Origin of the sequence: Sphingomonas sp. Leaf5 (assembly GCF_001421155.1) — a bacterium.
In the GTDB taxonomy this organism is placed as follows: Bacteria; Pseudomonadota; Alphaproteobacteria; order Sphingomonadales; family Sphingomonadaceae; genus Sphingomonas.
In genome coordinates, this window is record NZ_LMJZ01000012.1 from 180,908 (window position 1) to 193,755 (window position 12,848).

At 65.6% G+C, this 12,848-nt stretch carries 15 protein-coding genes; 8 read left to right on the forward strand and 7 right to left on the reverse strand.

The window, feature by feature from the left end; translation table 11 throughout:
• Window positions 1–30: 30 nt before the first annotated feature.
• A complete protein-coding gene (locus ASE50_RS09915) occupies window positions 31–543 on the reverse strand; it encodes an MgtC/SapB family protein (RefSeq protein WP_055998757.1) in 513 nt (170 codons plus the stop codon).
• Window positions 540–1,607, reverse strand: a complete 1,068-nt coding sequence (locus tag ASE50_RS09920; protein WP_055998759.1) for a sulfite oxidase — start codon at window positions 1,605–1,607, stop codon at window positions 540–542. The genes ASE50_RS09915 and ASE50_RS09920 overlap by 4 nt, the downstream gene beginning before the upstream one ends.
• A 146-nt stretch (window positions 1,608–1,753) precedes the next feature.
• Between ASE50_RS09920 and ASE50_RS09925 the strand changes: the two genes are divergently transcribed.
• From ASE50_RS09925 to ASE50_RS09940, 4 genes are all read left to right on the forward strand, one after another.
• Window positions 1,754–2,626 carry a LysR family transcriptional regulator gene (locus ASE50_RS09925; protein WP_055982119.1) on the forward strand — a complete coding sequence of 291 codons (873 nt, stop codon included), beginning with the start codon at window positions 1,754–1,756 and terminating at the stop codon, window positions 2,624–2,626.
• Entirely contained in the window at window positions 2,623–3,774 is a 1,152-nt protein-coding gene (locus ASE50_RS09930; RefSeq protein ID WP_055982116.1) for a TDT family transporter, read from the forward strand. The genes ASE50_RS09925 and ASE50_RS09930 overlap by 4 nt, the downstream gene beginning before the upstream one ends.
• Window positions 3,775–3,863: 89 nt before the next feature.
• Window positions 3,864–5,099 (forward strand): molybdopterin-dependent oxidoreductase, encoded by a 1,236-nt coding sequence (locus ASE50_RS09935; RefSeq protein WP_056399355.1) that lies wholly within the window; start codon window positions 3,864–3,866, stop codon window positions 5,097–5,099.
• A gap of 14 nt (window positions 5,100–5,113) precedes the next feature.
• Window positions 5,114–5,596 (forward strand): c-type cytochrome, encoded by a 483-nt coding sequence (locus ASE50_RS09940; protein ID WP_055998767.1) that lies wholly within the window; start codon window positions 5,114–5,116, stop codon window positions 5,594–5,596.
• A gap of 229 nt (window positions 5,597–5,825) precedes the next feature.
• Here the strand turns inward: ASE50_RS09940 and ASE50_RS09945 are convergent, their stop codons facing one another.
• A complete protein-coding gene (locus ASE50_RS09945; RefSeq protein WP_056399358.1) occupies window positions 5,826–6,458 on the reverse strand; it encodes a tyrosine-type recombinase/integrase in 633 nt (210 codons plus the stop codon).
• 225 nt (window positions 6,459–6,683) lie between these two features.
• Window positions 6,684–8,690: a TonB-dependent receptor plug domain-containing protein gene (locus ASE50_RS09950; protein WP_055818822.1), complete on the reverse strand. Its 2,007-nt coding sequence runs from the start codon at window positions 8,688–8,690 to the stop codon at window positions 6,684–6,686.
• Window positions 8,691–8,810: 120 nt separating this feature from the next.
• Between ASE50_RS09950 and ASE50_RS09955 the strand changes: the two genes are divergently transcribed.
• Both ASE50_RS09955 and ASE50_RS09960 read left to right on the forward strand, forming a co-directional pair.
• Entirely contained in the window at window positions 8,811–9,245 is a 435-nt protein-coding gene (locus tag ASE50_RS09955) for a MerR family transcriptional regulator (protein WP_055818817.1), read from the forward strand.
• Window positions 9,242–9,853, forward strand: coding sequence for a cation diffusion facilitator family transporter (locus ASE50_RS09960; protein WP_056399361.1), 612 nt, complete (start codon window positions 9,242–9,244; stop codon window positions 9,851–9,853). Before ASE50_RS09955 ends, ASE50_RS09960 begins: the two co-directional genes overlap by 4 nt.
• A 214-nt stretch (window positions 9,854–10,067) precedes the next feature.
• On the opposite strand, the gene ASE50_RS09965 is transcribed toward ASE50_RS09960, so the two are convergent.
• Complete coding sequence (locus ASE50_RS09965) at window positions 10,068–10,475, reverse strand: MerR family transcriptional regulator (RefSeq protein WP_056399364.1); 408 nt, start codon at window positions 10,473–10,475, stop codon at window positions 10,068–10,070.
• A 63-nt stretch (window positions 10,476–10,538) separates the two neighbouring features.
• Between ASE50_RS09965 and ASE50_RS09970 the strand changes: the two genes are divergently transcribed.
• The gene (locus ASE50_RS09970) at window positions 10,539–11,306 is read left to right on the forward strand and encodes a MauE/DoxX family redox-associated membrane protein (RefSeq protein WP_055818807.1); all 768 of its coding nucleotides are present in this window, start codon (window positions 10,539–10,541) and stop codon (window positions 11,304–11,306) included.
• 425 nt (window positions 11,307–11,731) lie between these two features.
• Complete coding sequence (locus ASE50_RS09975) at window positions 11,732–11,935, forward strand: hypothetical protein (RefSeq protein WP_055818803.1); 204 nt, start codon at window positions 11,732–11,734, stop codon at window positions 11,933–11,935.
• Window positions 11,936–11,971: 36 nt separating this feature from the next.
• Here the strand turns inward: ASE50_RS09975 and ASE50_RS09980 are convergent, their stop codons facing one another.
• Together ASE50_RS09980 and ASE50_RS09985 are read right to left on the reverse strand one after the other, a co-directional pair.
• The gene (locus tag ASE50_RS09980) at window positions 11,972–12,403 is read right to left on the reverse strand and encodes a DUF411 domain-containing protein (protein WP_055819568.1); all 432 of its coding nucleotides are present in this window, start codon (window positions 12,401–12,403) and stop codon (window positions 11,972–11,974) included.
• Window positions 12,404–12,462: 59 nt separating this feature from the next.
• Complete coding sequence (locus ASE50_RS09985; protein ID WP_055818800.1) at window positions 12,463–12,846, reverse strand: DUF305 domain-containing protein; 384 nt, start codon at window positions 12,844–12,846, stop codon at window positions 12,463–12,465.
• Window positions 12,847–12,848: the final 2 nt, after the last annotated feature.

Below are 12,848 nucleotides of genomic sequence, written 5' to 3' on the forward strand. Positions count from 1 at the left end.
CGCCGACAGGCACTGGGCGGACCAGCGGGATCACGGCTTGCGCTCGGCATCCTTCCGGTCGGCCTCTGCCGGAGTCAGCCTGGCCCGCTCGCGAATGCGACGTTCGAGCGGAGCGCCGACGAACAGTACGAGCATCGCAAGGCTCAACCCGCCGATGATGAGCGGCCACACCGCCAACCCTGCTGCCGCGCCGATCGTGGCTGTCACCCAGATGCACGCGGCGGTCGCCAGCCCATGCACTTCCTGACCCTGGCCGACCCGCAGCACAGCGCCGGCACCGATGAAGCCGACGCCGGACAGAATGCCCTGCATCGCCCGTCCTGCGGCATCGGCGTTCACATTCGGCAAGCCACTGTGCACGATCGCCTGCACGGCGATGCAGCTCGCCAGGCCGACCAGACCCAGCGTCCGCAAGCCCATGATCTGCCGGTTCTCGCGCGAGCGTTCCCAGCCGAGCACCATCCCGGCCGCGGTCGCAATCACCAGCCGGCCGATCGCATCGATCCAGAAGCCGATGTCCGATGCCGCTAACGCTTCGATCATTCGACCAGCACGTGGACGTGATGCCAGGCGGTGCACAGATAGCCGGCGAAGTTCCACATCGTGTCCGGCCGTTCGGGCTGTCCCTGTCCAGCCCCGTCAAAGGCGCGCACGACAAGGTGCTGGCGCCCCTTGGCGAGCGTGGCGTCAAGGGTCCAGCGCCGCCAACCCCAGTGCGTCTCCGGATCATCGGCGAACGTCGCCTGTTGCCAGTCGCGACCACCGGTCACCGACACTTCGACCCGAGAGACGCGGCGATCATAGGCGATGGCATAGCCCTCGATCCGCACCTCCCCGGCCGGCAGGGCTTCGCCAGAGCCGGGCGCGCAGATCGCGGCGTTGAGCGGCATGGCATTGATGGTCAGACCCTGGCTCCAGTCGGCGGTGTCGCTCGTCACATCGGCAGGAAAGAGCTTGTAGTCGTGCGCCTGGATCGGTGCGTCGGATGGCGTGTCACGCACCTCGATCCGTGTCAGCCATTTGGCGCTCCGCACCCCGGCATAGCCCGGCACCACCATGCGGAGCGGTGCGCCGTGTTCGGGCGTCAGCGGCTCGCCGTTCATCGCCCAGGCAATGAGGACGTCGGGTTGCCGCGCCTTGTCCATGGCGATCGAGACCCCGAACGATGCTTCCTCGCCTTCGACGTCCACCTCGTCCGCGCCGGTGAACGCCACAAACAGGTCGGACGCATCCGGCGCACCGACGGCATCCAGTACGTCGGACAGTCGTACGCCGGTCCACTCCGCATTGCCGATCGCGCCCACGTCCCACGGGTCGCCGGACGTTTTTGCGACCTGCTGAAGATCCGTGCGCCGGTTGCCGGCGCACTGGAGAACTGCCGTCACCGTCCGCGTGGCCAACGCGCTCTTCAATTCCTCCACCGAGAAGGAGCGTCTTTCCATGCTCATCCCGCTGACCTCGATCCGGTGATCGGCAGGCAGATCAGGCACCGCACCATGGCTGCGCACGTAGAACAGCGCCTGCGGCGTCAGGAACCGCTCGATCAGCGCGCCGGGCGTCGGCTCGGCGTTGTAGGGCTCGGATTTGCGCTCGATCATATCAGTCATGGACGAACCAACGCCGCAAGCGCGCGGATCGCTTCAAGTCTTCAAGACTATCGCAGACGAAGGATTACCGATCGTTCCGATATCCAGATTGAAATAAACAGATCAAACGGTTGGTCGTATCGATCAGTTTCCGCGATACAAGCTGCATGACCCTGGAGCAGCTCAGAATCTTCGTCGGTGTCGCCGAGCGCGAACACGTCACCAAGGCAGCAGAGGTGCTGAACGTCACGCAGTCCGCTGCCTCCGGCGCGGTCGCGGCCCTCGAAGCGCGCTACGGGGTTCCTCTGTTTCACCGCGTCGGGCGTGGCATCCAGCTGACCGAAGCGGGCCGCGGCTTTCTGGAGGAAGCGCGCGCGGTGCTGGGGCGGGCAGCGCATGCCGAGACGATGCTGGCGGACTATGCCGGGCTTGCCCGTGGTTCGTTGCGGATCGTCGCCAGCCAGACGATCGCAAGCTACTGGTTGCCCGCAAGGCTTGCCGCCTTCCACGAGCGCCACCCGCAGATCGCGGTCGAGCTGGCGATCGACAACACCGAAGGCGCGGCAGCGCAGGTCCTTAGCGGAGCGGCGGAACTCGGTTTCGTTGAAGGCGAAGTGGACGAACCAGCGCTGGCGCATTGGGAAGTCGGACGCGATCCGATGGTGCTGGTCGGACGCAGGGACGCCGAGCGTGTCGACGAGGACTGGCTTCGCGCTGCACGCTGGATCGTCCGCGAGCAGGGTTCGGGCACGCGCTCGACCTTCGAGGACGTGCTGCGAACGCGCGGGTTTGATCCGGCCCAGCTGACGGTAGCGATGACGCTGCCGTCCAACGAGGCGGTGCGTACCGCGGTCGAGGCCGGTGCCGGCGTCGCTGTGTTGTCGCGATTGGTCGTCGCACGCGCGCTCAAGGCCGGCGATCTGGTCGAGCTGGCGCTTGAGTTACCCGATCGCGCCTTCCACGCGCTGCGCCACAAGGAACGCTATCGCACCCGCGCGGCCGACGCGCTGACGGACCTCATCAAGGAGCAGGTCGCATGACTGCCGACGCACCTTCGGCCCTGACCGGCCTCAAGCCGCTAAGCAGGCTCGATCACCCGCGCGAGATGATCCGCCAGTTCACACCCAACTGGTTTGCCGCGACCATGGGCACCGGCATCCTCGCTCTCGCGCTGCCGCAGGTGCCCGGCATCGGCCCCGCGCTCAAACCGATTGGCGAGGTGTTGTGGTTCTTCAACATCGCGCTCTTCATCCTGTTCGCCGGTCTCTATGGCGCGCGCTGGGCGATGTTCGGGCATGAGGCACGGCGCATCTTCGGCCACAACACCGTGTCGATGTTCATCGGGACCATCCCGATGGGCCTGGCGACGATCATCAACGGATGTCTCGCCTTCGGGATCGCGCGATTCGGTAACGGCATCGTGCCGGTCGCACACGTCCTGTGGTGGATCGACGTCGCCATGTCGCTCGCCTGCGGCGTGTTGATCCCCTACCTGATGTTTACCCGCCACGAGCACAGCCTGGACGGCATGACCGCGGTATGGCTGCTGCCGGTCGTCGCAGCGGAAGTGGCGGGTGCCAGCGGCGGGCTGCTCGCTCCGCATCTGACCGATCCCCACGCGCAGATCGTGACGCTCGCGACCTCGTATGTGCTGTGGGCCTATTCGGTGCCGGTCGCGTTTGGCATCCTCGCTATTCTGATCCTGCGCATGGCGCTCCACAAGCTCCCGCACGAGAGCATGGCGGCATCCTCCTGGCTCGCGCTGGGGCCGATCGGCACCGGGGCGCTGGGTATGCTGGTGCTTGGTGCGGATGCGCCGGCGATCCTCGCGGCGCACGGGCTGGTCGGTGTCGGTACCGTCGCGCAAGGGATCGGCGTCGTCGCCGGGCTCTGCCTGTGGGGTTTCGGCCTGTGGTGGCTGGCGCTCGCGACGCTCATCACCATCCGCTACTGGCGCGCCGGCGTGCCGTTCAACCTGGGCTGGTGGGGCTATACCTTCCCGCTCGGCGTCTACACCGTCGCCACTTTCCGGCTCGGCACGACGCTGAACCTCGGTTTCTTCGGTATCGTCGGCACGGTGCTGACGATCGCGCTCGCGGCGATGTGGCTGCTGGTCGGTGCCAAGACGCTCGCCGGAGCATGGCGCGGCAACCTGTTCGTCTCGCCCTGCATCGCTACCCCGAACTGATCCACCCTGATGATCGGATCAGTCGGTCCGATCACTTGCAGAACGCCCCTTCGATCCGCCAGCGTGGCTGGCCACAGGAGAGCCTTTTCATGGACAATTTTGACGCCGCGCTGGCGATTGAAACCAGCCGTCGCCGCTTTCTCAGGCGTACGGCGCTCGGCACCGCCGGCCTTGCCGCAGCACCTGCGCTGGCGCAGCAGCTCGTCGACCTGAAGCTGCCTGGCGGCAATGCCGAGCGGCCGATGACCAGCGCCTTTCCTGGCAAGGGCAGCATGATCCTCCAACGCATCCATCCTCCGCTGTTGGAGACGCCGATGGACGTGTTCGACAAGTCGGTGTTCACGCCCAACGACCAGTTCTTCGTCCGCTGGCACTGGGCCGACATCCCGACCTCGATCGACGTCGAGAGCTTTCGCCTCAAGGTCTTCGGCCACGTCAACAGACCGCTGTCGATCAGCCTCGCCCAACTGCTGCGCCTGCCGCGGGTCGAGATGGCCGCCGTCAACCAGTGTTCGGGCAACAGCCGTGGGCTGTTCCAGCCGCGTGTCGCCGGCGCGCAATGGGGCAACGGCGCGATGGGCAATGCCAAATGGCTCGGCGTGCGCCTGCGCGACGTGCTTGATCTCGCCGGGGTCAAGGCAGGCGCGGTACAGGTGCGCTTCGGCGCTCTCGATCAGCCGGTCGTCGCTGGCGCCCCCGACTTCGAGAAGGCGCTTGGGCTCGACCATGCCCGCGACGGCGAGGTGATGATCGCCTTCGGCATGAACGGCGAGCAGCTGCCGCTCCTCAACGGCTTTCCCTGCCGGTTGATCGTGCCGGGCTGGTACTCGACCTATTGGGTCAAGATGCTGAACGGGATCGAGGTGCTGCCCGGCCCTGACGACCAATATTGGATGGCCAAGGCTTACAAGATTCCGGCGACGCCGGGCGCCAACGTGATGCCGGGACAGAAAGACTTCCCGACCGTCCCGATTAACCGCATGATCCCGCGTAGCTGGATGACCAGCCTGCCGGATGGCCAGGCGATCGCCTATGAAGCGTCCATCCCGGTTGGCGGGATCGCGATGGGCGGCGACTGCGGCGTCGCCAAGGTCGATGTCTCATCCGACGGTGGCCGCACTTGGTACAGGACGACGCTCGGAGCGGACGAAGGCAAGTATAGCTTCCGGCGCTGGGATGGTCGCGTGCCGCTTAGGCGCGGTCCCAACCCCATCATGGTGCGCTGCTGGAACGCCAACGGTGTCGCTCAGCCGATGAAGCCGATCTGGAACCCCGGCGGGTTCATGCGCGGCAACATCGAAACCACCACCATCATTGCGGCCTGAGGAGCGAGCAATCCATGAAGACCCCGTCTCCCGGCGTAATGGCCGCTGGCTTGATTGGCCTGACCGGTATCATCCTCGTCTCGATAGGGGCGCCGAGCAGCCGCAAGGCGTCTGCCCCGATCTCCGAGACGTCCGAACCGGCGCCCCCCGTCAGCGTGTCGGCCCGCGGCTTCTCGCTTGCCTCGACCAGCGTCGACCTGCCGGTCGACGACGCGACCTATCCCGATGGTCCGCACGCCGACGTTATCAACGCCAACTGCACCTCGTGCCACTCGGCCAGTATGGCGCTGACCCAGCCTGCGCTATCGGCGGATCAGTGGAAGGCGACCGTCACCAAGATGCGCGAGGTGTACAAGGCGCCGGTGGCCGAGAAGGATGTCGACGCAATCGTCGCCTATCTCACCGCCATGCCGCATCAGAAGGCGGCACCCGCAACCGGCAAGGCGCAGGAGCCCGACCCCAAGGTCGCTCCCGATGTCTCAGGTGGCACCGGCTAACCGAGCCATGATCCCAAAATACCATCTCAATCGGGAAAGTCGTCATAACCGGTCGGTTGTGACGCTGTGGAACCTACCACGGCCTCTCAAGGGTTTGCGTGTGTCAGAACCGTGGTTCAGAATGTCCGCTCCGGAGATCGGCAACGTGCCTCGGCTACGACCGACTTTGGGTCGGCAGCGGTCTGGCATGGAAGCGACCCACCGCTCGTTGAGATGGGCCGCCCCAGGGTCAGATTTCGGTCCGTTCAGCCAGGACGAGGGCATCTTCGATGTCCACGCCGAGGTACCTGACAGTGTTCTCGATCTTCGTGTGGCCCAGCAGGATCTGGATCGCCCGAAGGTTCCCGGTGGCCTTGTAGATCATTGATGCTTTTGTGCGGCGAAGCGAGTGCGTCCCGTACTCGGCCCGGCGAAGTCCGACCGCATCGACCCACTCGTCTACGAGCCGGGCATACTGCCTCGTGCTGAGATGCCCCGCATGATCGACGCGGCTCGGAAAAGCGTAGTCGTGGACAGTGCCGCCGCGGCGTTCGAGCCACGCGAGGAGGCTTGCCCTGACATCGGCCGTAAGCTCGAACTGGACAGGGCGTCCGGTCTTCTGCTGCACGACGATCGCTCGAGTTCTGATATCAGGCCCGGAGACGAGGTCGCCGATCCTGATCTTCACGAGATCGCAGCCTCGCAACTTGCTGTCGATCGCTAGGTCGAAAAGCGCTCTGTCGCGGAGGCGGCCTTCCCGATCCAGGAAGAAGCGAACCGCCCAGATTTGCTTCTGCGTCAGCGGTCGCTTCGTGCCGACCGTCTTGCCCGCATTCCACACAGGGCGGCGGTGCGTGGCAGGATCATATTGTGCATGTCCCATTGTTCGTCTCCACGGCCGTGATTGGCCGTGGAATCAACGTGGTCACCCGATGGGATTGCGGGCGGCCCTGTCAGCAACCGACCCAAAGGCAGACGTAGCCGCGGCATGTTGCCGGTTTTGGAAACTGACATTCTGAACCGGGGTTCTGACACACGCAAACCCTCGGAATACCGTGGTCGAGTCTGCAGCGTCAAAACCGACCGGTTTTGACACCGGTAGCTCGGGTCAGTTCCGGCCAAAGCGGAGCCGGACGCCGCCGTTCAACACGAATCCCTCGGTCGGAGCCCACACGTCCACGGTCCAGCGCCCATCCGACCCCCGGGTCGGACGTAGGATCGGGTCGTATTTGGTCTGTCGGACGCCAAGGATGTTTTCGGCATTGAGGAACAGGCTGGCGCGGCCAAGGATGATCTCGCCCAACACGCCTAGCTCCACATAGGGACGGCTGCGGTCGCGGTAGGGATTGTCCTCCAACCGCTGCCGTCCGGTATAGTAAGCCTCGAAGCCGAGTCGGCCCTTGCCCTCCGCTTCCCATATCGCGGTCACGCCCGCGGTGTCGCGCGGGGTGCGCTCAATCCGCTGCCGTCCTCCCACCGAGCTTGGCTCGGTCGCGTCGATGTGGACGTAGCTGCCGGTGATGCTGAACGCATCCCAGCGCTGCCGCACCAGCAGCTCGACGCCGCTAGTGCGCGTGATGCCGTTCACGGAGACGAGCCGGACGCTTGCCGGCCCGGTCGAGTCAAGCCGCAAGGCGTTGTCGACACGCGACGCGAACAGCGAAGCGTTCACCTCGGTCCGGCCGCGCACATAGCCTATGTCGAGCGAGGCGGTGTCCGCCACCTCGGCCTTCAAACCTGCCAGCGGCTCCAGCCGCGACAGCCCGGCGTCCTCGATCTCGTCCACGAACGGCGTAGGCGCGAAGAAGCCGCGCCCGACTGACGCGCGCACCGTCCAACGGTCGGGCCGCCAGAGCAGCGACACGCGCGGGGAAAGCCGGGTGCCGTAATCGCTGTGGAAGTCGGCCCGTGCGCTGCCGGCAATCGTCACGTCGGGGCGAAGGTCATGCTCCACCTGCCCGAACACACCGGGCGCGGTGTAGGTGTAGTCGAACGCGGCAAACGTCTCGTTGCGGTAATCATCGACCTGGAAGGCGACGCCCGCCACCCAGCTCGTCGCCCCTGCCCGATCGCCAATCGACGCTTCGCCGAACGCGGTGCGGTGCCGGTCGTCCTCCACCACATCGCCGAACCTGTGCCGGTGATCCTGCGTCACGCCGGACGCGCGCACCCGCAAGATGCCAAGGCCGTCGATCGGCTTCTCGGCGACAAGCCCGGCGTCCAGTCTCGTGCTGTCCTGGTCCTGCTGGAACGGTCGCCCGTCCGGCACGGTGCGCCCGGGTAGGGTGCCGCCGTCGCGGTTCTCCCTCATCGCGCCGATCGTGAGCAGCGCACTCGTGCCGTCCGCCCCTTTGAAAAACAGGCGCGGGCGCACCGTGAACCGCTCGAAGCCGGGCATGTCCGCCCAACCGTCGCCGTCCAAGTCTTGGGCGCGCTGGCGATGCGCACCGCCGGTGATCGACGCCCCGAACCCGCCTCCCAGCGGCGTTGACGCGTAGCCGGTCGCGTCTTGGCCGTTGCGGGTGGTGGCGTTCAACAGCGCCTCGGCCACCGGCTCATCACTCGGGCGACGCGAGACGAGATTGATGACGCCGCCTAGCGCGGACGGGCCGTAAAGGGCTGACGCCGCGCCCTTAATGACCTCCACCTGACCCAAGTCGGTCGGCGGTATCTGCAACAGGCCGATGCCGGCGGCCTGGCCGCCGTAGAGCGGAAGCCCGTCCGATAGGATTTGCGTGTAGCGACCCTCCAGCCCCCGTACCCGGACATTCGCCGCGCCAAGCCCGGGAGAAGTGACCTGCACCCTCAAGCCGCCGGTTTCAGCGACGATCATGCTGATGTTACCGGGGACCATGAGGTTCTTCTCCTCGATCTCCTCCCGGTCGATCACCTCCACCCGGATCGCCTCGTCCTGCACGCGGCGGCCGGAACGAGTCCCCTGAACAATAATCTCCTCGCCTTCCTCCTCCTCGGGCGCTTCGGCCTCGATCTGAGCCAGCTGCGTCTCCTGGGCGCGCGTCGGGCTCGCGATGCCGATCGCCAGCACCGCTGCGGCGCTGGCAAGGAACAGGTGAGTTGAAGCCGGTCGGCTTGGCGCGTTGTTCTTGAAGGTCATGCAGGTTCGTCGTTGCTCACTCTGGCGGGCTCATTGTTCGCTGCGGATGCCGCGACCATCGGCTCGACCGAATCGGGATAACGACCTATATGCAGCCTGTAGCCGCTACAGGGTCAAGGCATGGAACAGGCGCTCACTATCGGAAAGCTCGCCAAGGCGGCCGACACCAAGGTCGAAACCGTGCGCTGGTATGAGAAGGAAGGACTCATCGACGCGCCCGCGCGGACGGAGGGCAACTATCGCTCCTACACGCCGCGCGACCTTTCCCGGCTCACCTTCATCCGGCGCGCGCGAGACCTAGGGTTCTCGCTCGACCAAGTGCGCGCCCTACTCGACTTGGCGAGCGATCCCGGCCGCGACTGCGGTTCGATAGACGAACTCGCCACCGGGCACCTGGCCGCGATCGACCGCAAGATCGCAGACCTGTCCGCGTTGCGGCGCGAGTTGGCGGCGCTTCTGACCTCGTGCCGGGGCGGCACCATGTCCGAGTGCAGCATCCTTGAAGCGTTCAGCCCGGCATCAATCCGATCCGCGCCCGCCGGAGCGGTGACGTGAGCGACGATTGCGGCTGCACGGGCGATCAGGACCGTGCCAAGGTCGATCCAGCCTACCGCCGCGCACTATGGATCGTCGTCATCCTTAATGTCGGCTTCGGCTTCGCCGAACTCGTCGGCGGCTTCTGGACGGGCTCGCAGGCGCTCAAGGCGGACTCGCTCGATTTTCTCGGCGACGGCTCCATCACGTTCGTCGGCCTGCTGGCACTAGGATGGAGCGCGCGGGCGCGCTCGCGCGTCGCGCTCGTCCAGGGGCTGTTCCTAGGGGCGCTCGGGCTAGGCGTGATCGGAACGGCGATCGTCCGCGCGCTCGACGCCGAACCGCCGGAAGCGTTGTTCATGGGCGGCATCGGCGTGGCGGCACTGGTCGTCAACGTGGCCGCGGCGCTCGTCCTGGCGCGGTTTCGCAAAGCTGGCGACGCTCAGGGGCGCGCCATCTGGCTATTCTCGCGCAACGACGCCCTCAACAACGTGGCCGTGATCGTCGCGGCCGGCCTAGTGGCGTGGACCGGCAGTGGCTGGCCGGACCTCGTGGTCGCCGGCGTCATCGCGGTCGTATTTCTACAATCGGCCTGGGAGATCGTGCGCGACGCGCGACGAGAACGGTAGTGTCAAAACCGAACGAGGCTGTTGAAAAAGTAGCTCCGGCGCGGAAGAGGCGTTGGTCCGAGCAATATTCTTCTTGTATCGCCCCGACCGTCGCAACCTCTTGTGCAAAAGAGGCGACCTGCAAGCAATCATATTACGCGCGAGGTGGCCGCACTGCCTGCTCGCCGAGTTTTTCAACAGTCTCGACCGGTTTTGACACCTATGTTCAACAAGGTCAGCCCTGCTCGAACGCGGTCAGTATAGGGCATGGACCTGTCGAGCTGGACCCGCACTCCTGCGCGAGCCGGAGAAGCGAGGCGCGCACCCGCTTAAGGTCCACGATCTTCTCATCCAATGCCGCAATGCGTTCGGTCGCAAGCTCGCGGGCGCGGGCGCGATCGTCGGTCGCGTCCAGCGCTAGCAGCTCGCCGATCTGTTCAAGCGTGAATCCGGCTGCCTGAGCTGATCGAATGAAGCGGAGCCGGCGCACGTCCTGCACCCCATAGCGCCGGACGCCACCCGCGATCCCGGCCCCGTTCGGCCGGTCGGGCGTGTCGAGCAAGCCGCGGCGCTGGTAGTAACGTACCGTCTCGACGCCCACGCCGCCCTCTCGCGCCAGCCCCGCAATCGTGATGCTCGCCATGTCTTGACTCCGGACTATGGTACGGACCCTATATAGGTGGGGCGAGCAAGCTGGAGAAGCGACATGGCGACCGCCCCCGTCAAACAGGCGACGATCTACCGGATGGTGATGTCTGAACACACCTGCCCCTATGGACTGAAGGCGAAAGACCTTCTGCGTCGCCAAGGCTATGCGGTCGATGACCACTGGCTGACGACGCGCGACGAAACGGATGCCTTCAAAGCAAAGCACGGGGTCAAGACCACGCCGCAAACCTTCATCGGTGGCGAGCGGGTAGGCGGCTATGACGATCTGCGCCGCTTTTTCGGCAAGACCGTCCGCGACCCCAAGGCGCTTACCTATCGACCGGTGATCGCGCTGTTCACGATGACGGCGCTGATGGCGCTCGCCGCCAGCTACGCGGTGCTGGGCACGCCGTTCACAATTCGCGCGATCGAATGGTTCATCGCCTTCTCGATGTGTGTGCTGGCGCTGCTCAAGCTCCAGAACATCGAGAGCTTTTCGAGCATGTTCCTCAACTACGATCTGCTCGCCAAGCGCTGGGTGCCCTACTCCTATATCTACCCGTTCGCGGAAGGCGGAGCGGGCGTGCTGATGATCGCGGGCGCGCTTACCTGGCTGTCGGTGCCGGTCGCGCTGTTCATCGGCTCGATCGGGGCGGTGTCGGTGTTCAAGGCCGTCTATATCGACAAGCGTGAGCTGAAGTGCGCGTGCGTGGGCGGGGACAGCAACGTGCCCCTAGGCTTCATCTCGCTCACCGAAAACGTGATGATGGTGGCGATGGCGCTGTGGATGGCCGCCGCCGCGATCGGCATCGCCGGGGCGCACTGACGCTCGTTGACATTGGATCGGAGAGAGTGCCGATAGCCGGGATGACGAAGGGAGCACCAGCCTTAGCCCGAGCGCTTCGCGCGACCGTCCTGGTCGTGCTCGCGGCGCTGCTGCTAGTGCGTCTCGGCCCGTTTTGCGAAACGGCGGCGCAAGCCGCACCGATCGCGTCGGCGATGGTCGGGTGCGATGGCGATGGCACGCCAGCGCCCGTTAAAAAGGCTCCGCTATCGAGCTGCGCCACGCCTTGCACGGCCGTTCCCGGCGAAGCCCTGGTGCGGGTCGAGCCGATCGCCAACCATCCGGTCGCGCCTTGGCCTGCTCTACTGACCGGGCTGGCCGGTTCTCCGATCCCGCCGGCGACACCGCCTCCTCGAACCGTGTGACGCTTCAACAACCTCACATATTTGATCGATGGAGATTTTCTGATGACCAAGCTGAAACTGATCGGTGCCGCACTGGCGCTCGCCCTCCCAACCGCGGCGTTCGCGGCCGGCTCCTGCTGCGCCGACATGGCGTGCTGCAAGGAGGGGGCGGACTGCTGCAAGGACGGCAAAGGGGACTGCTGCGCGGACATGAAGAAGGGCGGCGACCACGCCGGCCACGACATGCCGGGCGCGCCCAAGAAGTAAGTCGGCGGGGGGAGGCGTTCGCGCCTCCCCTTCGTCTCAATGGCGCGCGAAAACCCTGCGCCCGTTCGGCCCGAACGCGACGACCTCGAAAGACTGCGCCGCTCGTCCCGGCACTTCCATTCCGGGTGATCCAAGCGGCATTCCGGCGACCGCTAGACCGCTGACACCCTTTGGACGCTGCGCGAGCGCGCGCTTCATATCGGCGATCGGGACATGACCCTCGAAGGTCATCCCGTCGATTATCGCGGTGTGACAGGATGCAAGGTCGGCGGGGACGCTGCGTGCCTTCATCATTGCGGGACGGTTCGCATCGTCAACAATCCGCACCGTGCGGCCGAACTGCGCCTTCACGATCTTCGCCCATTCGCCGCAACACCCGCATCCGGGGTCGCGATGCACGAGGATCGCATCGGCCGCGACGGCGACGGAGGGGACGCCCAGCGCGAGGGCGGCAAACAGGTAGCGCATATTGGTCATGGTCGATGCCTGGTTGGCGGCCCCGCCCGGTTGGGAGCGGGGCCATGCATTTATTGAGCGGGCTTGCCCATCTTGCGAAGCATAGCGTTCAACATGGCGATCTCGCGATTCTGGCTGGCGATGGCCTTCTGCGCCTCGCGGCGAACCTCGGCATTCTGTGTGCTACGAAGCGCGATCTGCGACATTTCCACCGCGCCACGATGATGCTCGATCATCTTGCGCGTCCACGTTTCGCCGGCGTCGGCCCCCATCGCCGCCATCATCTTCTCGTGCATTTTCATCTCGGCCGGACCGTAGGGGTTGGCTGCGGTCGCTGGCATCGCATGGTTCATGCCGGCCATGTTGCCGTGGTTCATGCCCTGGTGGTTCGCCTGCTGTGCAAGAGCCGGGGTCGCCAGCGCGGCGACGAGGAAAAGGGGTGCGAGTTTCATCATCA

Excerpts from the sequence above, each read along its gene's own strand:
- ASE50_RS09985 (WP_055818800.1), bottom strand. The coding sequence starts at position 12,846 with ATGATGAAACTCGCACCCCTTTTCCTCGTCGCCGCGCTGGCGACCCCG.
- ASE50_RS09915 (WP_055998757.1), bottom strand. The coding sequence starts at position 543 with ATGATCGAAGCGTTAGCGGCATCGGACATCGGCTTCTGGATCGATGCG.
- ASE50_RS09980 (WP_055819568.1), bottom strand. The coding sequence starts at position 12,403 with ATGCGCTACCTGTTTGCCGCCCTCGCGCTGGGCGTCCCCTCCGTCGCC.
- ASE50_RS09950 (WP_055818822.1), bottom strand. The coding sequence starts at position 8,690 with ATGACCTTCAAGAACAACGCGCCAAGCCGACCGGCTTCAACTCACCTG.
- ASE50_RS09970 (WP_055818807.1), top strand. The coding sequence starts at position 10,539 with ATGGCGACCGCCCCCGTCAAACAGGCGACGATCTACCGGATGGTGATG.
- ASE50_RS09955 (WP_055818817.1), top strand. The coding sequence starts at position 8,811 with ATGGAACAGGCGCTCACTATCGGAAAGCTCGCCAAGGCGGCCGACACC.
- ASE50_RS09920 (WP_055998759.1), bottom strand. The coding sequence starts at position 1,607 with ATGACTGATATGATCGAGCGCAAATCCGAGCCCTACAACGCCGAGCCG.
- ASE50_RS09940 (WP_055998767.1), top strand. The coding sequence starts at position 5,114 with ATGAAGACCCCGTCTCCCGGCGTAATGGCCGCTGGCTTGATTGGCCTG.
- ASE50_RS09945 (WP_056399358.1), bottom strand. The coding sequence starts at position 6,458 with ATGGGACATGCACAATATGATCCTGCCACGCACCGCCGCCCTGTGTGG.
- ASE50_RS09975 (WP_055818803.1), top strand. The coding sequence starts at position 11,732 with ATGACCAAGCTGAAACTGATCGGTGCCGCACTGGCGCTCGCCCTCCCA.
- ASE50_RS09925 (WP_055982119.1), top strand. The coding sequence starts at position 1,754 with ATGACCCTGGAGCAGCTCAGAATCTTCGTCGGTGTCGCCGAGCGCGAA.
- ASE50_RS09965 (WP_056399364.1), bottom strand. The coding sequence starts at position 10,475 with ATGGCGAGCATCACGATTGCGGGGCTGGCGCGAGAGGGCGGCGTGGGC.
- ASE50_RS09935 (WP_056399355.1), top strand. The coding sequence starts at position 3,864 with ATGGACAATTTTGACGCCGCGCTGGCGATTGAAACCAGCCGTCGCCGC.
- ASE50_RS09930 (WP_055982116.1), top strand. The coding sequence starts at position 2,623 with ATGACTGCCGACGCACCTTCGGCCCTGACCGGCCTCAAGCCGCTAAGC.